Raw genomic sequence first — 21,953 nt, forward strand, 5'->3', positions numbered from 1 at the left:
AAGGAGTATCTATGACAACTGCAACAGTTCTAAAAGAACATAAGCCACTGATAATAAAGCCTAAAAAAGTTGCTGCGAACTGTGACTCTGGCAAAAGCAAAGGCCTTGAAATACAGGAGTTGGTTCAAAACGCCGCCAAATGCATCGCTCCTGTCTGGCCGCTTGAAACGTTTGTTGCCTGCAATCCTTTGCAAGGTTTTGAGGGACAAACTTTTGAAGAGGCATTGGCTCAGGTTAAAGGTAACATTAAACGCCAACGGGCTGAACGAAACCTGCAATTAGAGGACGTTAATATTCAAATGATCAAATGGTGTGGCGGCTTTTTTGATGCGGGACAAGGCAGTATTGATATGCCTTATCGGGAGAAAGGCTTTTATTTTGGATTCTTAAAATTGGTTTGTTTTGATAAGCAATTGCACCGTAATAAAAAAGAAGCAAAGGAATTTTTACAACAATTGCCCGAATCGGCAGAAGAGGCAATTAAAGTCTGCCTGCAAAGGCTTCATGTCCCAGAAATACAGCAAGAAGCGTTTATTTCAAAGACGCTTGCCTATTTACCAGGTTGGGCCGGGTTTGTGAAATGGAAGACCGATTGGCAGAATTCAAAGAAACCAGAAGAAAAGCTGATCACCCTTACTGATTTTATTGCAGTGCGCCTGGTGCTAACCTGCATCCTCTGGCCTGATGCCGCGGTTGAAAAAAAAAACCTCGAAGATGGTTCTTTGGTCAAAAAAGTGTTGGCACAATTAAAAAATAATGAAGATTCCTATCGGCAAAAGCTCTTAAGTCTGCTTTTGCCGGAGCTAAAAAAATCACAAGCGGCGGATGGGCGAAGAGCGGCTCAATTGGTTTTTTGCATTGATATTCGTTCTGAGCCATTTCGTCGTGCCATCGAATCTTTAGGGCATTATGAAACCTTTGGTTTTGCCGGTTTTTTTGGGCTCCCTGTGCGTATTGATGAACTGGATACCAATACAAATAAAGCCTGTTGCCCCGTTTTATTGAAGCCGAAATATGCGGTAAAAGAAATGCCGGCTGCTGCCAATAAAGATGATTTCGAACGTTATCAGCGAGGAAAGATGTTCATTAATCGCTGCAAAAGCCTTTATACGCAATTAAAACACAATGTGTCCACACCCTTTGCCTTAGTCGAATCCTTAGGGCTTTGGTGTGGTTTGAACATGACATTAAAATCCGTATCACCGGAATTAAGTAATCAGTCTATATCAGCCGTAAAGGCCTGGCTAAAACCTGCTATCCTCACCAAATTAGCTTATGAACTCAGTGAAACCGATGCCGAGCACGGCATGTCATTGCAGGAACAGATTAATTACGCTGAAACCGTGTTACGTCTTATGGGGCTCACTTCAGGTTTTGCGAAACTCATTATTTTCTGCGGCCACGGAAGTTCTACTGAAAATAATCCTTATGCCTCCGCTCTGGATTGCGGCGCCTGTGGTGGTAATCATGGTGGTATGAATGCCCGCTTGTTGGCATCCATCCTCAATAAACCCGAAGTTCGACATGGCCTGGAAGACCGCGGTATGCATATCCCCCTGGATACAATATTTTACGGGGCGCTGCACAATACAACGACGGATTGCGTTGAGCTTTATGCTGAGGAGTCAGTGAAGAAGCCTGTATATCCCGAACTCCTATCCCAACTTCTAACTGATTTGAAAGAAGCAAAGCGCATAACCAATCAAGAGCGGGGAAGGAAATTGAAAAGCCGCTACCCTCACAAGGACATTATGAGAAGAAGCCTTGACTGGTCAGAAACACGACCTGAATGGGGTTTGGCACGCAATGCTGCCTTTATCGTGGCTCCCCGCCATCTGACAAAAAATATCCATTTGGATGGTCGTTGTTTTTTACATTCCTATCGCTTTGAGCAGGATAGTCAAGGCGCCTTGCTCGAAACTATTCTAACCGCACCGATGGTAGTTGCCGAATGGATCAATACCCAGTATCTGTTTTCCACCATAGATAATGTGACTTTTGGAAGCGGAAGCAAGATAACCCATAATGTGGTTGGAACCATTGGGGTGATGCAGGGTAACGGAAGTGATCTTATGCATGGCCTTCCCCTGCAATCGGTCATGAACTCTGATGAGGAAGCCTATCATGAACCCCAGCGTTTATTGACAGTTGTTTATGCTCCAAAATCGATGGTTTCTCAAGTAATTGAAAAGCATAAGATCTTAAAAACCTTATTTTTTAACCAATGGGTGCACTTGATAGTTATCGATGCAGAAAGTCAGATCCCTTATCAGTTAAACCAGTCCGGGGAGTGGATTTTACTAGATGAATAGGGAGGCTTAAACGAGCCGGAATAATGCACTTCCTTTTTCCCAAGAGTAAGGAATGCATCGTATCTATACAATATTTTCCCGCTCCGAATCCCCCGCAGCGCAACCCTTTGAATCCCCGCTGCGTAACCCTTTGAATCCCCCCTGCGTAACCCCTCTCGAATCCCCCGGCTGCGTACCCCCCCTCGAATCCCCGCGGCTGCGACCGCGGGGCCCATGTCTGCTGGCCAAACATGCTTCTCAGATGAATTCCAATGTTGCCGAATAGCAATTAAAAGTAGTTAGAAACAAATCGTTTAAGCATTATCCTTAATTAATAAAACCGATATTCTAAATAGGCTTCGTATGGACCCCGCGGTCGAAGCCGCGGGGATTCGGACGGGGTAAATATTTGTGTAGATACCTATGCGTCGCTGCCGCGGGGATTCGGAGGAAAACATTTGTGTAGATACCCATACGTAAGAATGCTAGGGCAAAGATAAAAAGCTGCGGCCATCTATTGACGAGTCAGTTGACAATAATTATAGTTTCCAAGCGCTTATGTGGTTATTACAGTGTCTTAAGCAGCAGTGTGTGCAATTCAAGGATAACATGATGTTAGCAAGTAAATTATGGAAGCTGGGGGCTGTTTCAGCAGGTCTATTAGTATTCTCTTTCTCTTACTCAAAACCGAGTCAAGCAGTTGATACTTCAATTTGGGGGATGTATCAGGGCAATGCTGCCCACACAGGCTATGTTCCTATTGTTATAGATACAGCAAAGATTAAACAGATTTGGTCGGTAGATGTTGGTCAGGATGGCTTTCCCGGCATGAATACTGAAATTCATCAGGCTTCTATTGGTCATAAGTATGTATTTGTCTCAAGATATAACTATGGCCAAGCAAACTCATTAGAAGCATTTTCATTTGAGGATGGGCATGTCGTTTGGTCAGTAGATTTAAACCACTTGGCAGTTCAGCCCAGTGCCTACTCTGATGGTGTTGTTTATGTACAAACGGTGTATGGCGATTCGCGCAAGACCAGGCTCTGGGCGTTTGATGAGAATTCCGGAGAATACCTTTTTTCATCGCAGTTTCTAGCCGAATACCAGAGTTACAAGGCGCCCGTTATAGATAATGATAAAGTGTACGCAAGCGGTGGCTTCAGGGCGGGGATCGTTGCTTTTAATGCGCATAAAGCGGGTAGACTTTGGTTTACTCATTTTGATCGCTATGGTGAGGAGGCAACTGCTGCAGTAAATGAGAAGTATGTCCTTTATTATAATGCCTGCGTGATGTATAAACTGGATAAAAATACAGGCGATATTCTCTCAAAAATACAAGATGACTATTGCGAGTGGAAACGTGACTATGATCCAACTCCCGTCTTGTTTGGAAACGATTTTGCTTTCGTAACCAGCAATCAGTACTTAACCAAATTTAATCTCGCAGAAGATAAAGTCGAGTTTGCGATCAATAATGTGTCCAGCAATCCATCCGTGGACGATAAAAAAGTATATGTGATCAAAGATTCGCAGCTTACGGCAATCAATGCAGAGACAGGAGATGTGGTTTGGAGCATTGATGCGTCTGACTTTCGTAAAGTTGAAGATCTGGTAGTGACCAAAAATCTGGTTTTTGTTTCAGATAGAAAAAAAACGAGAGCCTATTCAAAATCAAAAAAACATGAGCTTGTATGGCAGGCTGACGTGGGTGGTAAATTATCTTTATCGTCTAAAGGCTTGTTTATAGTCTCTCATTCCGGAACGCTTACAGCCTTTAACATTAATGCTGACTATTTGTAGCCGTTTCCATTTTTTCCAGAGCCAGAGATGTCACTCCGATAATGTTCGCGCCGCACTAAGGCGCTCATATTTCACCCATAATTTTTTCTAAATTTGCAGCAATGAGATCTAATATATTAATTTTGTTGGTAGGGTCTGAAATACTATTACACGTAATAATAGCTAATGCGCCAGAAGCAACCAATTTCTCTTTTGCTTTTTTACTAAACAGGGGGTGAATCGCCAGGCAAATTCCACGATAACCTTGCAAGGATAACTGTTTGAGAATAGTTACCATACTTGAACCAGTCGATATAATGTCATCCATAAGAATCAGTGTTTCATTAGCACTTGAGAATCTGGGAATATCAATTTTTACTTCTTGGTCCGATAATCTAATTTTGTTGCATACTACATAAGGTGCTTTTAATTCTTCAGCTATCCCAGAGACCCATTGTTTGCTTTCGCTATCGGGTCCAATTAAAAAAGGGTAGTTTATGTTTTCTTTTATCCATTGGGCAATTTCCTTATGCGCATGTAATGTTAAAACAGGGATAGAATAGATACACGAAAGATGGTGGATGCGATGTAAATGTGGATCAACTGTTATAAGATAATCTATCCAGTTTGAAAGAAATTTAGCAAAAAGTCGGGACGTAATTGCTTCCCCAGGGTTAAAGCGTATATCTTGCCGCATGTAAGGGAGATATGGAGAAATCAGAATAATTTTTTTGGCGCCTAATTCTTTTAGTGTTTGTGCAGTAAACATCAGGGAAAGTATCTTTTTATCTGGATTGTTCATGGTGCAGAATAGAATAACTATTTTATTTCTAACTGTGGAATTGATACGCACATAGGATTCCCCATCGGGAAATCTCTTCATAACAAGCTCTCCTTCTTCAATACGGAGTTTATTAGCTAAATTTTGAGCAAAGTCTTTATTCCCAGGAAATGAAAAAATAATATAATTGTTCATAGGCACCTATTAATCCAGCATCTATTTCAACCATTCGGTAAATCAATATTAATTTTAGACCCTGCCGTTGGTAACCACATCGATCTATTTTTGTACTAAACTTTTATTATTCTGAAAATCAAGGAAGTTGGCATTCAAAGCTAAAGTATGAATCATTTTACGTCTTAGGGTACGACTGGCGAGGGGGACTAATGGATAGGGATGCTCATCAGAAGTTAATTACCTGTCTTAATGATGCGATAGAGCCATTCTCGGAAACAGGTGATTATTCATCACTTTTGGAGAAGATTGATGATGCTCGTTTTGTGATGATTGGTGAGGCTACCCATGGAACGCATGAGTTTTATCAAACACGGATTGAGATTACGAAACAGCTGATTAAGCAGAAAGGTTTTATGGCAGTTGCGATAGAAGGCGATTGGACCGATGCCTATCGAGTTCATCGTTACCTGCAAGGCTGGGATAAGAGTGATTCAGCGACTGCGTTAAATGATTTCAGGCGTTTTCCCAGCTGGATGTGGCGAAATACGACCATGCCCCCTTTTCTAAAGTGGCTTTGTGAACATAATGATACACGTAGGCCACCGTACAAGCTTGGATTTTATGGACTTGATTTATATAGTCTTAATGCATCTATGGAGGCGGTTGTTAATTATCTAATGAAAGTGGATCCACAGTCCGCTAATGAGGCCAAAAATCGCTATGCATGTTTTGATCACATGACGATTGATCCACAAATGTATGCCTATTTTGCAAATAGCAAGCTAAAAAAATCCTGTATTCGGGAAGTAATAGCACAACTTCGTGACATACAACATAATGCGTTTAAATATATTCACAAAGATGGCATTACGGCTGAAGATGACTATTTTTTTGCGGCTCAAAATGCCCGAGTTGTTAAAAATGCCGAGATTTATTACCGGTCCATGTTTGAGGGGCATGTTGCTTCATGGAATATTCGGGATAGACACATGGCGGAAACAATTAATGTTTTAGCGGATCATTTGGAACACCGCTTTGATAAACCCGCAAAAATTATTATATGGGCTCATAACTCCCATGTGGGTGATGCGCGAGCAACTGAAATGGGTGGGCAGGGGGAAGTAAATATTGGACAGCTGGTGAGAGAGCAATATACGGATACCTACTCTATCGGTTTTTCAACCTATGAAGGCTTTGTCACTGCTGCCTCTAATTGGGATATGCCCGCAGAATGCAAAAAAATTGTCCCTGGTTTTGAGGAAAGCTATGAGGAACTATTCCATCAGCTACGCTACAAAAAGTTTAGTTTGCATTTGATCGGAAATGAGGAAGTGGCTCATTATTTAAAAATTCCTCGTTTACAAAGAGCAATCGGTGTGATTTATCGACCCGAAACAGAACGTCTGAGCCATTATTTTTTTACACAGCTACCTTACCAATTTGACAGCTTAATTCATTTTGATAAAACAACGGCATTACAGCCTCTCCCCGTCAAATAAGAGCGCAAAATGGCCCAGTCATATATTTTCCTCAATTTGAAAAATATCATGTCCTTCATTAAAAAAATTTAATGCATAATGGAGTTGCCCTTTAGTTTCTGCATGTATTTTAAAAAGAGCCTGGGATTTCTCTACATTAGAATTCAGTCTTGCTAAAAGTTCAATTCCTGCGGATTTTGCATCAGGGGCTCCTGCTAATTTAGCAATAGTTGCTATATGCCGGTTATCTATATTTCGAATTAGACCGGAGTATTTTGATTTCACTGTATGAGTGAAAGGAGCTATAGGAATTTCCTTCATGCCGCCTTGTGCTTTGCATATGGCTTCAAATTTTTTAAAAGCTTCACCACTTTCAAGAATGGTTTTAGCAATTGCTAACCCACTTGAGATATTTCTTTTGGGACAAAAGTCAATCAAATGCCCTGCTAAAATAAGCGCATGTTCGCGAAGATCCGCTGGCGCATGATTGTCATTTAGAAGAACGGCTAATATGTCGCGTGCTTCAAGAGCTGGCCCAATGCCTCGTCCGACAGGTTGTGAGCCATCTGTAAATATGACTTTTATCTCTATATCAAATTGACCCGCTATAAAGTGTAATAATGCCTTAAGCTGCTCTGCTTGCCCTATTGTTCTGATCTTGGCAGTTGTCCCTATAGGGACATCAATCACAACATGGGTTGAACCCGCAGCAATTTTTTTAGAGATAATTGATGCAACCATTTGCCCCATGCTATCCAGGTTTATCGTGCGTGCAAGCCTGATGAGTAAATCATCTGCAGGACTCAGGCCTATAGCGCCGCCCCAGGTAACGCAGCCCTGTTCTTTTTCAATGATTTTCCTCATGGATGGAATATCATGAGTCACATTAGTAAACACCTCCATTGTGTCGGCAGTCCCTGCTGGAGAGGTAATCGCTCGAGAAGAGGTTTTAGGAATTAAAAGCCCATAGGCAGCAACGATGGCGACCACAATAGGGGTTGTCCGGTTTCCCGATAACCCGCCAACGCAATGTTTATCTACAATCAGAGGTAATGACCAATTGATTTTCTGACCGGTGTCAACCATCGCATGGGTTAAATTAAGAATTTCCTGATTGCTTAACCTGTTTCCCCCGCTGGCTGCAATGAACATGGCGATGTGAATATCCGATAAATGGCCTGACACGACATCTTTAATAATGGTTTCTGTTTCGAGCTTGTTTAATTCATTACCATAGATTTTGGATCGAATATAATTAACTGATTCAAGTGTTTTAGGGTGTGTGACAGTAATTTCATCGCCTTGCTGAGCCGACAAAAGCTTCCATGCATAATTAGATAAGCTGGCTTCATTGTGTTTCAGAAGATCAGTTTCTATGATATTGAGTGTGGCAATAATAGAGCGCTCATTAAGGCTAACCATCACTCTTGCCTGAGCATTAAATCCCTCCGACTTACAAATAAAGCAATCGGCACGAATATAAACAATCGGCTCTTTATAGGTGTTGATGCCTAAATATTTTAAGCAAAGCCTATTTTTTATTGTCAATTTATATCTCTCTTCATTGACCTTAATTTTAGTTAATGATGATAACTGCTGATCCGGTAAATCGCCCGTATCGTAAATCATCAAGAGCTTCATTAACTTCTTTTAGTGAATAAGTGTGAACCTCCGTTTTAACCGGAATGGAAGGAGCCAATGATAAAAATTCTTCGCCATCTTTCCGGGTTAAATTAGCAACCGAGCAGAGTGTACGTTCGCCCCAAAGAAGTTCATATGGAAAACCCGGAATATCACTCATATGAATTCCAGCGCACACAACAGTTCCTCCTTTCACCGTATTTTGCAATGCTAATGGAACCAATGCGCCCACAGGTGCAAAAATAATCGCTGCATCTAAAGGATGGGGCGGGGATTGATCCGCATCACCTGCCCAGGTAGCGCCTAATTGGCGGGCAAATTCCTGCGCCTTAAAATCACCGGGGTTTGTGAATGCATACACTTTGCGTTCTTGTTTGCATGCAACCTGTGTCAATATGTGTGCTGCTGATCCAAAACCATATAACCCTAAATGTTTTGCTTCCATTGTTTTTAACAGGGCCCGATAACCAATAAGTCCTGCACAAAATAAAGGGGCGGCTTGAACATCGGAATAGCCATCTGGTATGGGAAAACAGAATTGATGATTTGCAACACAGTACTCTGCAAATCCACCGTCAATCTGATAACCAGTAAATTCTGCCTTATCACAGAGATTCTCTCGACCGGTCAAACAAAATTGGCAAACACCGCAGCTTCCACCTAACCAGGGAACGCCTATGCGCTGACCTACAGTGAAAGAGCGAACCTCTTCTCCCAGTGCTTCAATGACTCCGACAATTTGGTGACCCGGCACTAGGGGGAGTTTAGGATATTTCAATTCCCCATCAACCACATGCAGATCAGTTCTACATATGCCACAGGCGGTGACCTTTATCAGAATTTGAAAAGGGCGGGGAGAAGGTTTTTCAATTTGAGTATAAGTTAATTTGTCATGGCTATTTTTCATCAACATGGCGTGCATTTTCATTTAGGATCCTCGCATAATATTGCAGAATCCAGATATAAAGGGATTTCACATTGCCAGTGGAACCTTTGTTCTATTTGCGATTTTAGGGATCGAGCCGCATCCAGTTCACCATGGGTGATGAATAGTTTACGAGGGGCTGTTTTGAGATGCGCCAGCCAATTAAGCATTTCACTGGAATCTGCATGTGCTGATATATTTTCTATCTGCACTATTTCTGCGCGTATTGGAATCATTTGCCCAAACATCTTTATCTCCCTCTCACCCCGAATCATTCTATCGCCACGCGTTCCGCCTACCTGAAAACCACTGAATAAAATCGTATTTTTAGGGTCAGGTGCAAAATGACGGATATGGTGAATAACACGGCCACCCGTTGCCATTCCACTTGCTGAAATGATAATGACCGGGTATTTTGTGTTATCCAAGGCAATGGACTCTTCGACTGAGTTAATATAATAAGCAACTGCGCATACCGCTTTATTTTGTTCTTTTGTTAGCCGATTTTGTTCTGCATAGCGTGCAAAAATATTCGTTGCATTGGTAGCCATTGGACTATCCACAAAAACGGGAATATCAGGAATTTCTTTTTTAGATTTTAATTCATGAAGATAATAAAGAAGCGACTGAGTTCGTCCTACCGCAAACGAAGGGATAACAATCGAGCCACCACGTTTTACAGTTCGATTAATAACTGCTTTCAACTGAATCAAGGGATCGGTATTGTCATGAATGCGATTACCATAAGTTGATTCAATGACAAAATATTCAGCATCAGGAGGCTCCTTCGGTGCAAACATTAATGGATCATTTTGTCGACCCAGATCACCTGAAAATAAGATAGAAGTATTTCCCTGTGTCAAACGAATGAAAGAGGCCCCTAAAATATGACCGCCATAATAAAATGTAGCATATAGATTTTTAGCAATTTGAATGCGCTCTTCAAAAGAAACTACCTGAAAATAGTTTAATGAATCTTCTGCTTCTTTTTGCGTATACAGTGGCAGCGCCGGGTGATGTTTAGAGTAACCTTTCTTATTTGCATATTTTGCATCTTCTTCATGGAGATGGCCGCTGTCTGGTAATAAAATGCTGCATAAATCTCTTGTGGCAGCTGTGCACAGGATTTTTCCACGAAACCCATTTTTTATTAACAAGGGAATATAACCGCTATGGTCAATGTGGGCATGGGTCAGCAATACGTAATTAATTTTTCCAGGATCAATAGGGAGGCTAGCCCAATTTCTTAACCTCAGCTCTTTGTATCCCTGGAAAAGACCGCAATCAATCAATATATTAATGTTATTGGTTTGAATAAGGTATTTCGATCCTGTCACCGTTTGTACTGCACCTAGAAATTGGATTCTCATATGCGCTCTGATTAAAATATAATTAGGTAAAGTTTGTGCGGGACTCTTCCAGATACATATTAGCTATTAAACACAAAAGAGTCCGCATTGAGCTTTGTAGTTGATGATACCAATCCAAATGTCGAAAAAGTTTGCTCATTGGGATAAGCAACTGTCTCGAGTATTGCTGCAACCCTGGATACAAGGCTGGTATTGCTGCTTGCAATAGGATTCATCATTATTGGAAGTGCACTGATTATATTGGCTTTCACAGGAACTCATACAATAATCATATTTTCTATTGCAAGATTCTTCATCGGCCGCATAAGCTGAACTTAATGCACTAAAAAGCAGCAGTATACAACTAAGCGAAGTGTAAACTTTTCTCATTTCCTTGTCTCCTAAGGTGTCACTTACATAGAATGCCCAGTTTTATCGAGAACACTCAAATCCTGTTTATACCAAATCATAGTGCAAGGATGGTATGATTTGGTTTATACAAGCGAATCAAATCGTCTATAGTTTGCTCTAAAGTCCATTCATTCTTGAATCCTGTTAAACTTCTTAGCCTGCTTAAATCCGGTTTCCGTCTTGTAATATCGTGATATTCCATACCATAAGCCTCCTCGTATGGAATATAGATTACATCGGATTTGCTGTTCGCTTGTTTAATGACCATTTTCGCAAGCTCATTAATCGTAATTTCACGGTCATTTCCAATATTTACTATCCTGAAGGTATTTTTATCTTCAAAATTTAATAACATAAGCGCTGATAGGGCATCACGTACATCGCAAAAACTGCGGACCTGTGTTCCATCTCCGAAAATAGTGAGAGGATTATTGGTACAGGCCTGCTGAATGAATCTTGGCACCACCATACCATATCGACCAGTTTGATTCGGACCTATCATATTGAAAAAACGTACGATTGTTACAGGCAATTTGTAGGTTTTGTGATAGGCCATAGCAATCGCTTCGCTAGTCAGTTTACTGATAGCATAAAATCTCAAGGGGTTGGAAGCCGACTCAACGATTAAATCATCATCTTCCATCATTGAGCTCTTTGGGCTGGGGCCATACACAGATGACGACGAGGCGAATACCACATGCGGTTTAGATCGACTTTCTGATACAGCTTTGAATAATCGTCCAGTAGCAGTTAAATTGACTTCCATAACATTTAAAGGTTCAGTAATAACACGAAAAACCCCTATAATGGCTGCCAGGTGGTATATACATTCAGACCAGCTAACCATTTCCTGCAGCTTTGGCCAGGTCAGAATATCTGCTTGCGAGAAATGAAAATTAGGGTGATTGCTGAGATGGGCTATGTTACTCATTGAGCCGCTGCTTAAATCATCAATAACAGATACTTCATGGCCTTTTTTTATTAGTAAATCAGCAATATGTGAGCCAATAAAACCACAGCCTCCAGTGATGAGTATACGCATCTGAACCTCACTATTTTAATTTCCCTTCTATTAACCAAGATTACTAATGCTAATCACTATTAGTGATTATAACACAGGAAATAATAGATATGGCCGTTTATCATTTTTGAAACTTGGTATATAGAAAAAATATGGTAAGATGGGGTTATTTAATGTTTTCGATTTTTGGGATTCATTAAGCAGGTGACCGTTTTTAATTTAACTAACTGAATAATAAATATGCTGTTAATGGAGTAATAGCTATCATGGTACGCAGTAAAAACAATATCTTAAGTTTCGTTATTGTCTTTTTAACTGAAACAACACTTACAATTATATCAGGAAATTTTCCCCTGATTTATCCATAACCAGACGTCGAAGCTTGCAAAACATCAGAAGTAAGTTTCAAATAAATAAAGTTCATATAAATCGTTCAAATTGTGTAGGAACAAGGCTCTGATACCTCTGTGCAAAGCTTCTTCTGGATAAGAAAATACCTTACACTCTCTAATATTTCGTCCCAGGATTGTAAATCACCATTTAAGGTTAATGAATTGGGCGTTTGCTTTTTGAGCGAATTAATCATTGGCTCCGTCACAGTATAAAAATGGTCCATTCTTTTGTTTATTGCTTCTTCATTATCATCAGACCGACCGCGCTCCTTCAAATAGGCTCTCAGTGTGGTTTCCCTGGCTTCCAGATGGATGAGGGCATCAGGCTGTCTCCAGCTTTTCAAATAGTGTAACTGTAGGTTATTTCTTGGAAATCCATCAAGTAACACTGTCTTTTGCTGAGAAAAAGCAGGGTCTTTTGAGAGCGCCTTAAATACTTCGCCATCTGGAATCATTTCACCTTTGCGCATAAGCGCCTCATGGGGATGGCCAGAGCCAAAGCGCTTTTGTAAGATATTGCTAACAGATACATGATATAGCTCAGGAAAATGTCTTGCTACCGACGTTTTCCCACTAGCAGGGCCTCCCATTAAAAGAATGACTTTCGGTTTTGGGCAGGGACGAAAAAATTGATAAGGCATAAGACAGTTCTAAATAGCAATAGTGAACGTCCTTTTATCATAAGATTTTATTTAGGGCAAACTGTATAATTATCATATACAACGTTCTCAACATTAAGCTGCTGCGAGTCGTTCGAGCTTTGATGTAGAAAAAAAGGCGATCAAACAGGAGGTCAGGGCAAGTGAAATTCCAGCCATCAGATAGGCAAGCATAGCCAGCGGATTGCCCGTATGTTGAATCAGCCAGGTTACGATAAAAGGGGCAAAGCCGCCAAATAACATCACGGCGAAATTATAGCTTACCGAAATCCCGGTCGTTTGTATAAAATCCGGAAATAATGCAGCAATCATTGGTGCAAAACAGGCAAGATAAAAACCAATCAGAGAAGTAATGAATATTTGAGTCACTGCAAAAAATAGAAGCGAATGATGCAGTGCCAGATTGCTGTAAAGCGGATAAGCAAGGATAAGTTGAGCGGCGAGGGAAAATAAGGCCAGGCTGACTGGATTTCTGCGATCAGCTAATTTGCCGCCTGCGAGAATACTAGCAAGCCCTGCGCAAAGCCCTGCAAAACAGCAGAAATAAGCCTCTTTCAATGTAAACTGCAAATACAAATGCGCATAAGTGGGCATGTAATTAACGATCAGATACAGTGGTACGGTGGCGCCTGCTACAAGCCCCATCCCTAAAATAACTCTGCGAGCCTGCAGATCGTAAATACTTATTCTGATATCTGTTTTTTTGATAAAACTGCCTGTCGATTGTTTAAAACTGCGTCTTAACAAAATCCCTATCGGTAAAATCAAAAGGCCGATTACAAATGGAATACGCCAGGCCCAGCTTTCAATCGTTTGTGCAGAGAAGCATTCAGTCATTAATAAACCGACGATAGTACCCATCGTTAGTGCCAATAACTGACCAAACATTTGCCATGCACTGTAGAAGTATCGTTGTTTCTCGGGTGCCATCGTTAACAGGAGATTAACTGCGGTTCCAAATTCACCGCTGGTAGCCAGTCCTTGCAGCATGCGGGCAGTTAACAGGATGTAGGTAGCATATATGCCAATATCCTTATACGTAGGGGTACAAACGATTAATAAAGTAGCAAAGGCCATTAGGCTGATAATTACTAGCATTGCTGATTTGGAGCCATAACGGTCAGCGAAGAGGCCGAAAATGATTCCTCCCAAAGGCCGAAGGCAGAAACTGATACCAAATGTTGCAGTTGTAGAAAGAATCGACGTGACCGGATCATGGGAAGGAAAAAATAATCTGGATATAAAAACCAGCATGAAGGAGAAAACAACAAAATCATACCACTCAAGCATATTCCCAATAATAATGGCTGCTAATTGTTTTCGGCTAAGTTCCTGACTATTCATATCACCCCTGTAAATCCTTTAACTGGCTTGTATCAATATACAAAATTTGCCTGAAACTAACAAATAGGCGGCCTGTTTGAGATAAACCGCTCAGCTTAGCTCTTTCGTCAATAAATCTTTCAACCGCTCTTTTTCGCGGGTAGTCAAGTGATTACTACTATGGGATGAGATGTAAAAGGTATCTTCAACGCGTTCGCCTGCAGTCGCAATTTTTGCGCCATGCAGCAAGATGCCTAATCGCGTGAAAATACGGCTAACATGCGCTAATAAACCCGGCCTGTCCCTTGTTATTAAGAACAGGCGGGTATGTTTTAAATAGGGTTCTTCAGTAAAACTGATTTGTGGTGTTAATTTGAAATGAGCCATTGCACGAGGCACACGGCGTTTGGCAATAGAGGGAAGCTCATTGGCTTTTGCCAGTTGTTCCACCAATGCTTGTTTAAGCTCCTCCGTTTTTTCCTTATCAAAAAGCGCCTTGTGTTGTTCATCCAGAATAATATAAGTATCCAAATCGAATTGATTATTACAGCTTAAAATGGTCGCTTCCTGGATAGTTGTATGATGATTGCTTAATACTGTCGTTGTAATTGTAAAGCGTTCGTCATGATGGGGCATGTAAATGAATACTTCTGTTCCGCCTTCACTGTGGTGCGGCAGAATCATAACTAAAGGGTATTCTTTGCAATGAAGAATGGCTTTTGTATGTTTTGCAATTATTTTGGGCGATTCATGTAAAAAATAAATGCCCTGGAAATGTGCCCATATTCTTTGGGCCTGAGTGGGAAGCACCTTTTCGGCAATCAATATTTCAAGCGCCTGTTGTTTACGCGCTTCAATTAAGGCGGACTCATTAACAAAATCAGTATTTTCAAGAAGCGCCTGCTTGGTCGCCTTATAAAGTTCTTTCAGTAAGGTATCTTTCCAGCTGTTCCACAAAGAAGGATTCGTACCGCAGATATCAGCAACTGTTAACAGATATAAATAATCCAGATAATGAAGGCTGGGCAATTTGCTGCTGAAGTCCTGAATCGTCTTTGGATCATAAATATCCTGGCGCTGGGCTGTTTGTGACATTAGTAAATGGTTTTCAACCAGCCAAACCAGCAAAATCCGGTCTTCCTCCTCAAGGTTATGATTGTTGGCAAATTGACTGGCTTCAAGTGCCCCCAATTCAGAATGATCACCGCCGCGCCCTTTGGCAATATCATGGAAGAAAGCGGCCAGATAAATTATTTCCTTTTTTTTAATCGACGACATAAGCGATGCGGCGAGAGGAAATTGCCTGGAATAAACAGGATTCAGGAACCGGACAATATTACGAATGACATATAATGTATGCTGATCTACTGTGTAGACATGAAACAAATCATATTGCATCTGACCTGTTACGGCTGCAAAGCAATCCAGGTAATGTCCGAGGACTCCATAACGGTTCATATGCTGTAAGGCTTCGAACGGGTTCGAGCCTTCCTTGAAAATGGCCATAAAAGCAGAGGTCACCGCTTTTGAATGCCTGAATCGTTTATTCATTAAATAAAGATGTTCACGAATTAAACGAATAGTGCTGGCTCTTACGCCCACTATGTCAGGCTTTTTTGCAATCCATAAAAAAAGCTTGATTAATGCCTGGGGATGCTGGATAAAAACACGCGTGTGGCGAATTTCGATTAAATTGTTGGATAATTGAAAATAACTGTCCAAACGTTGAATCTGTTGTTTTTCATGGTGCACAATGGCCTCAGAAAACCATTGAAACAACATTTCATTCAACTCTCGATTACGCTTGATTACAGTGAAGTAAGCCTTCATAAATTGTTCGATGGCCAGTGAATGGGCATTGTCAGAAAAATTAAACAAACTGGCCAGCTTCAATTGGTGGTCAAAAAGCAGGCGTTCTTCCTGTTTACCTGTTATGGCATGCAGGGCGAAGCGCACACGCCAAAGGAAATGCTGGCAATTTATTAACTCTTCATATTCCTTGTCAGTAAAAAAACCGCAGCTGATACCATCTGCCAGTTTTTTAATGCCATAATGCCTTTTCCCAATGCATAATAAGGTTTGTAAATCGCGAAGCCCGCCAGGGCCGTGTTTGACATTGGGTTCCAGATTATATTCTGTTTCGCCATATTTGCGGTATCGAGCCTGCTGTTCATTCATTTTTGCCAAAAAATACTTTTCACTTGGCCACATATGAAGGGGATGAGTCTGATATTGTAATTCCTCCATTAAATTGCTTTTTCCGCAGAGAAGATGCATGTCCAGGATACTGGAGATCACTGTCAGGTCTTCCTGGGCGAGTTTAGCACAAGCCTCAACTGTAGTGATTTGATGACTGATATTAAGACCTGCGTCCCAACACTCCTGAATAAAAGCTTGCGCGCGCTGGATGGTAATTTGCGACAGTTCATCTGAGTGTAATAATAGTAAATCAATATCGGAATGTAGTAATAACTCACGCCGTCCGTAGCTGCCTAATGCAACCAGGCAAAATTGATTATTAAGATGAAGTTTGTTCTTGTAAAACAGTTCTATCAGGCTTTGGTCAATAAATTGAACCAGTTTTCGTGTAAGATTGCCAATATTGGCTTTTTGATAAAATTCCTTACACAGTTCCTCCCTGAACTGTTTAAGAGTTTGCTTTAGGACAGGCTTAGCGCTCTTCATCACGAAGCGTCAGAATTTCCACCCCGTCTTCGGTCACCAGCAGGGTGTGTTCCCATTGCGCCGACAAGCTGTGATCCTTGGTAACAACAGTCCACTGATCCGGCAGCAAGCGGGTGTGGTGTTTGCCGACATTGACCATGGGCTCAATAGTAAATGTCATTCCAGCCTGTAATATTTCACCAGTACCTGGCGTTCCATAATGTAAAACCTGTGGATCCTCATGGAAAACACGGCCAATACCATGTCCGCAGTAGTCACGGACTACTGAGCAGCGATTTTTCTCGGCATGCTGTTGAATCGCATGGCCAATATCTCCCAAGCGGATACCCGGTTTAACCATTTCTATCCCTATGAATAAACATTCATAGGCGATCTGCACCACATGGCGTGCCTTGACGGAGGGTTGACCAATAAAAAACATTTTGCTGGTATCTCCGTGATAATCGTCTTTGATTACTGTGACATCAATGTTAACTATGTCCCCGTTTTTCAAGGCTTTTTTTCCGGGAATTCCATGGCAGACCACATGATTTATAGAGGTACAAATCGACTTGGGAAAGCCATTATATCCAAGCGGTGCCGGAATGGCTTGCTGTTCATTGACAATATAATCGTGACATATGGTATTTAACTCATCAGTTGTAATACCTTCCTTCACATAAGGCTCAATCATAGTAAGCACATCAGCAGCCAGTTTGCCGGCGATGCGCATTTTATGTATCTCTTCAGGTGTTTTAATGCTTACGGGCATGACGAAGTCCATCAACAGTTAGAGCGGAATATACATTCGAAATAGTAGCATAAGAATAATGTTTCTACATCAAAGATTTGAATTTGGCGAGATTTGTCATTCCCGCAAAAGCAGGAATGACTTTATAGAATCTAGCAACCCATGTTTTGCCACATTTGTTTTCTCTTGGCTTCCCACTGGCTCATCAGCGTTTGATATTGTTGCTTTTGCTGATCATTAAGCAAATTATAAATCTGATTTTTCATGGTGATTTTTGTTTTCATCATGGAGGCCATCAAATTTGTCTTTTGCTGGATCAGTGAATCAAGTTTTGCCTGATCCAGGGTGGGGGACATTACCAGTGCCTTCATCTCTTCGCGGATGCTTTTCATTTGCTGCCAGTTATCTTTCATAGTGCTTTTTGCATTGTCTTTTATGGCTTTGATTTTATCTTGTTGATCCTGAGTTAATTGGAGTGTCTGAACCATTTCCTGCCATCTTTTCATAGGAGGGCACTGCTGGCCATTACCAGTGCTGTTATCAGTACTGCTGCTGGTTTGTGAGCTGGTTGTGGCTGGCTGATCAGTCGAATCCGTTGAGCTTGCAGCATAAACAGGGGCGGCCAATGAGGCGGTCATCATTAGGATTGGCAGCCACACTATTCGTTTAAACATGGTAATCTCCTTATTATTTTTTATTTTAATCCAGTATCGAGTATAGACTGTAAACAAAAATAATTCTTGTCATTAATTGAATTTGATTGAAAGCCTTTAAAGATGGATTCAAATCAATGATAAGATTGCTGCATGCGCTGAAATGTGATATAACTAGCGCGCTTTTAACGACACACACGTTTCGTCACATAAGGCGGGGTCCCCCAAGCGGTACTGCCACCGCCTACGCCCTGCGACTTGTTCGCAGGGTTCAAAGATCTGCCATTTCTAGAGATCCTTGGATTCTGCGAACAAGTCGCAGAACGTAGGTGAGAAATTTAATAACCCAGTGGCAGTGCCTCCGGTGGGGGTGCTTTATGGGAAGCGTGGAGGCTTAACCCTGGAGAAATAACTATGAACGTTAGTATGCGTGAATTACTGGAAGCGGGCGCTCATTTTGGGCATAGAACCCGTTTTTGGAACCCTAAAATGTCTGAGTATATTTTTGGCTCAAGAAATAAAATTCATATCATCAACCTGGAAAAAACAATGCCCATGTTGAATGATGTAGCCAATTATGTAGGCCGATTAGCTTCTAACAAAGCTAAGATTCTGTTTGTTGGTACCAAAAGAGCTGCACAGGAAAGCATCCGTGAGCATGCAAAACGTTGTGGCATGCCTTATGTCGATCATCGCTGGTTAGGCGGTATGCTGACAAACTATAAAACAGTTCGCCAATCTATTTTCAGACTGAAAGAATTGAAAGAATTGCGTGACAAAGGCGCTTTTGAAACTATGATTAAGAAAGAAGCGCTGATGTTGAGCCGCGAGCTTGAAAAGCTGGAACGCGGATTGGGTGGTATCGAAGATATGGGCGGATTGCCAGATGCGCTCTTCGTTGTGGATGTTGGTTTCGAACACATTGCTGTTGAAGAAGCCCGTCGCTTGAAGATTCCTGTCATTGGTGTGGTCGATACGAATAACAGCCCTGATAATATTGATTACGTCATTCCAGGCAATGATGATTCCATGCGCGCTGTGGATATTTATGTCCGTGTTATTGCCGATGCGATTGCTGATGCAAAAAGCGGCAATACTGTAGGCGGCGTTGCCACAGGCAGTGAATTTGTTGAAGTATCATCTGCGGAAGAAGCTGAAAAAGCTGGCGAATAATTAACTTTGTTAAAGGGGCGCGTTGCCAAAACATCTCTAGTGCTTACGCGTTAGATTGTTTTGTTAGCAACGCACCCCTTTTTACTATGTGGAGAAATGAAATGAGTATAAGTGCTGCATTGGTTATGAAGTTACGTGAAAGAACCGGCGCCGGAATGATGGAATGCAAAAAATTTCTGGTGGCAACCAATGGTGATATCGAATTGGCGATTTCTGAAATGCGAAAAGCAGGCCAGGCCAAAGCTGACAAAAAGGCAGACCGAATTGCTGCTGAAGGCGTAATTGTGATTGCCCGTTCTGCAGATGGTCGTACTGCTGTTATGCTTGAAATTAATAGCGAAACTGACTTCGTTGCCCGTGATGAGAACTTCACTCAATTTGCTGATAAAGTTGCCGCAACTGCCCTGGAAAGCGCTGTTGCCGATGTTGCTGCATTGTCTAATGAAACATTAAAAGGTACAGGCAGTACAGTTGAACAAGCCCGTCAGGAACTGGTTGCCAAGATTGGCGAGAACATCAAGATTCGCCGTATGGAAAGAATGTCTTGCGACGGCGTTATCGGCTCTTATCTGCATGGCTCACGAATCGGAGTACTTGTTGCACTGAAAAATGGTGAAGAAGCCTTGGCTAAAGACATTGCTATGCATATCGCTGCCAGCCGCCCGATGGTTGTTAACCGCGATCAGGTATCTGCTGAAGCGATTGAGAATGAGCGTGAAATCTTTACTGCCCAGGCTAGAGAAAGCGGCAAACCACAGGAGATCATCGACAAGATGATTGAAGGCCGTATCAATAAATTCATTGATGAAGTCAGCTTGATTGGTCAGCCTTTTGTTAAAGATCCTAATGTCAAAGTGGGTCAGCTGCTTAAAGAAAAATCGGCAGAAGTAATTGCTTTCCTGCGTTTTGAAGTGGGTGAAGGCATCGAGAAAAAAGAAGATAATTTTGTTGAAGAAGTGATGGCACAGGTTCGCGATTAATGATGAGTGAAAATCACCTCCAATTAAAATATAAGCGCATTTTATTAAAATGCAGCGGAGAAGCACTGATGGGAAAATCCCAGTTTGGGATTGATCCATCAGTGCTGGATCGTATCGCCAATGATGTCGCTGAATTAATTCGAATGGGAGTTGAAGTCGGCCTCGTGATTGGCGGCGGTAATCTCTTTCGGGGTAAAGCATTGTCTGAGGCGGGTTTGGGACGAGTAACAGGCGATCACATGGGTATGTTGGCCACGGTAATGAATGCCCTGGCAATGCGTGATGCCCTGGAGCGTATCGACATGCCTGCCAGGATAATGTCTGCAATTCCGATGCTTGGCGTTGTCGATCCCTATCATCGCCGCAAAGCGATTACCCATTTGCGTAATGGGCATGTCGTAATTTTTGCTGCAGGAACTGGTAATCCGTTTTTCACAACCGATTCTGCCGCCTGTTTGCGGGCGATAGAAGTAGGTGCTGATGTGGTTTTAAAGGCCACCAAGGTTGATGGGATATATAATGATGATCCAATGACCAATCCGAAAGCCACCCGTTATGATTATTTAAGTTACCGGCAGGTCTTAAGTGATAATTTAAAGGTAATGGATTCAACTGCTATTTGTTTGTGTATGGATCATGGCATGCCACTGCAGGTTTTTGATCTGTTTGCAGCAGATGCTTTGAAAAAGATTGTAGCAGGTGAACGCGTAGGAACTATTGTAGGAGCCAACAATGATTAATGATGTCAAAAATGATGCTGAAAAACGAATGAAAAAGTCCGTTGAAAATTTGCAGCATGAGTTGACCAAAATCAGAACCGGAAGAGCCAATGCCAGTCTCTTGGATCACATCCAGGTTGACTATTACGGTAATCTCACTCCTTTAAATCAGGTTGCCAATGTGACCACCAGTGATTCCAGGACTCTGGTAGTTACGCCTTGGGAAAAATCGATGGTTGCAGTGGTTGAAAAGGCTATTCTGACCTCTGATTTGGGTTTGAATCCGGCAACTGCGGGTACCGCAATCCGCGTCCCTATGCCGCCTTTAACTGAAGAGCGTCGTAAGGAGCTGATTAAAGTGGTGCGTGGTGAAGGAGAGCAGGCCAAAGTTGCTGTTCGAAATGTCCGCCGTGACGCCAATAGCCAATTAAAAGATCTGGTGAAAGACAAGCAGATTTCCGAAGATGATGAGCGTCGGGCAGGGGAAGTCATCCAGAAGTTGACTGATAAGTACATTGTGGATATCGATCACGTCCTGGCTGCTAAAGAAAAAGATTTAATGGAAATTTAGTATCAAGCACTCCGCGTCATTGATCTCTTATCACTGCGCGGTATTGATCTCCTGCCGCTGGGCTGTATTGACATCACCGCCTACGTGCCTCGGCTTGTTCGAGGCATCCAGTTCATTGTACCCTTATAAAGTCGTTCTTTGTTCCAGAGTGCTGTCCTGAGCCAGGGAATTTTTTACATCGTCATGTATTTGCTTAATACCCGGGAGATGCC

General features: G+C 41.9%; 18 protein-coding genes. 7 read left to right on the forward strand and 11 right to left on the reverse strand.

Annotation, left to right across the window (positions count from 1 at the left end):
* Positions 1-11 precede the first annotated feature (11 nt).
* Entirely contained in the window at positions 12-2,312 is a 2,301-nt protein-coding gene (locus DYH42_RS05565; protein WP_058524545.1) for a DUF2309 domain-containing protein, read from the forward strand.
* A gap of 570 nt (positions 2,313-2,882) precedes the next feature.
* Entirely contained in the window at positions 2,883-4,094 is a 1,212-nt protein-coding gene (locus DYH42_RS05575; RefSeq protein WP_172464985.1) for an outer membrane protein assembly factor BamB family protein, read from the forward strand.
* Between the two features lie 64 nt (positions 4,095-4,158).
* Here DYH42_RS05575 and DYH42_RS05580 read toward each other — a convergent pair whose 3' ends face one another.
* On the reverse strand, positions 4,159-5,049 hold the full coding sequence (locus DYH42_RS05580) for a ribose-phosphate diphosphokinase (protein WP_058524542.1): 891 nt from the start codon (positions 5,047-5,049) through the stop codon (positions 4,159-4,161).
* A 191-nt stretch (positions 5,050-5,240) separates the two neighbouring features.
* Between DYH42_RS05580 and DYH42_RS05585 the strand changes: the two genes are divergently transcribed.
* The gene (locus DYH42_RS05585) at positions 5,241-6,530 is read left to right on the forward strand and encodes an erythromycin esterase family protein (protein ID WP_058524541.1); all 1,290 of its coding nucleotides are present in this window, start codon (positions 5,241-5,243) and stop codon (positions 6,528-6,530) included.
* Positions 6,531-6,548: 18 nt separating this feature from the next.
* On the opposite strand, the gene DYH42_RS05590 is transcribed toward DYH42_RS05585, so the two are convergent.
* The 10 genes from DYH42_RS05590 to DYH42_RS05635 form a co-directional block, all read right to left on the reverse strand.
* The gene (locus DYH42_RS05590; RefSeq protein WP_115316969.1) at positions 6,549-8,138 is read right to left on the reverse strand and encodes a thymidine phosphorylase family protein; all 1,590 of its coding nucleotides are present in this window, start codon (positions 8,136-8,138) and stop codon (positions 6,549-6,551) included.
* Entirely contained in the window at positions 8,086-9,072 is a 987-nt protein-coding gene (locus tag DYH42_RS05595) for a zinc-dependent alcohol dehydrogenase family protein (protein WP_058524962.1), read from the reverse strand. Before DYH42_RS05595 ends, DYH42_RS05590 begins: the two co-directional genes overlap by 53 nt.
* 2 nt (positions 9,073-9,074) lie before the next feature.
* Positions 9,075-10,445, reverse strand: coding sequence for an MBL fold metallo-hydrolase RNA specificity domain-containing protein (locus tag DYH42_RS05600; protein ID WP_058524540.1), 1,371 nt, complete (start codon positions 10,443-10,445; stop codon positions 9,075-9,077).
* Positions 10,446-10,504: 59 nt separating this feature from the next.
* A complete protein-coding gene (locus DYH42_RS16550) occupies positions 10,505-10,696 on the reverse strand; it encodes a hypothetical protein (protein WP_058524539.1) in 192 nt (63 codons plus the stop codon).
* Positions 10,697-10,890: 194 nt separating this feature from the next.
* Complete coding sequence (locus DYH42_RS05610; protein WP_058524538.1) at positions 10,891-11,877, reverse strand: NAD-dependent epimerase/dehydratase family protein; 987 nt, start codon at positions 11,875-11,877, stop codon at positions 10,891-10,893.
* Between the two features lie 412 nt (positions 11,878-12,289).
* On the reverse strand, positions 12,290-12,889 hold the full coding sequence (locus DYH42_RS05615; RefSeq protein ID WP_058524537.1) for a nucleoside monophosphate kinase: 600 nt from the start codon (positions 12,887-12,889) through the stop codon (positions 12,290-12,292).
* A 93-nt stretch (positions 12,890-12,982) separates the two neighbouring features.
* Entirely contained in the window at positions 12,983-14,251 is a 1,269-nt protein-coding gene (locus tag DYH42_RS05620) for an MFS transporter (protein ID WP_058524536.1), read from the reverse strand.
* Between the two features lie 90 nt (positions 14,252-14,341).
* On the reverse strand, positions 14,342-16,915 hold the full coding sequence (gene glnD, locus DYH42_RS05625; RefSeq protein ID WP_058524535.1) for a [protein-PII] uridylyltransferase: 2,574 nt from the start codon (positions 16,913-16,915) through the stop codon (positions 14,342-14,344).
* A complete protein-coding gene (map, locus tag DYH42_RS05630; protein WP_058524534.1) occupies positions 16,902-17,666 on the reverse strand; it encodes a type I methionyl aminopeptidase in 765 nt (254 codons plus the stop codon). The genes glnD and map overlap by 14 nt, the downstream gene beginning before the upstream one ends.
* 131 nt (positions 17,667-17,797) lie before the next feature.
* A complete protein-coding gene (locus DYH42_RS05635) occupies positions 17,798-18,319 on the reverse strand; it encodes a Spy/CpxP family protein refolding chaperone (protein ID WP_058524533.1) in 522 nt (173 codons plus the stop codon).
* 393 nt (positions 18,320-18,712) lie between these two features.
* On the opposite strand from DYH42_RS05635, the gene rpsB reads away from it, so the two are divergent.
* The 4 genes from rpsB to frr all read left to right on the forward strand — a co-directional run bounded on the left by rpsB (position 18,713) and on the right by frr (position 21,741).
* On the forward strand, positions 18,713-19,471 hold the full coding sequence (rpsB, locus tag DYH42_RS05640) for a 30S ribosomal protein S2 (protein ID WP_058524532.1): 759 nt from the start codon (positions 18,713-18,715) through the stop codon (positions 19,469-19,471).
* A gap of 101 nt (positions 19,472-19,572) precedes the next feature.
* Positions 19,573-20,451, forward strand: a complete 879-nt coding sequence (tsf, locus tag DYH42_RS05645) for a translation elongation factor Ts (protein WP_058524531.1) — start codon at positions 19,573-19,575, stop codon at positions 20,449-20,451.
* Complete coding sequence (gene pyrH / locus DYH42_RS05650; RefSeq protein ID WP_058524530.1) at positions 20,451-21,191, forward strand: UMP kinase; 741 nt, start codon at positions 20,451-20,453, stop codon at positions 21,189-21,191. Before tsf ends, pyrH begins: the two co-directional genes overlap by 1 nt.
* The gene (gene frr, locus DYH42_RS05655) at positions 21,184-21,741 is read left to right on the forward strand and encodes a ribosome recycling factor (protein WP_058524529.1); all 558 of its coding nucleotides are present in this window, start codon (positions 21,184-21,186) and stop codon (positions 21,739-21,741) included. Before pyrH ends, frr begins: the two co-directional genes overlap by 8 nt.
* Positions 21,742-21,953 lie beyond the last annotated feature (212 nt).

Source organism: Legionella birminghamensis, assembly GCF_900452515.1.
GTDB classification, from domain to species: Bacteria; Pseudomonadota; Gammaproteobacteria; order Legionellales; family Legionellaceae; genus Legionella_C; species Legionella_C birminghamensis.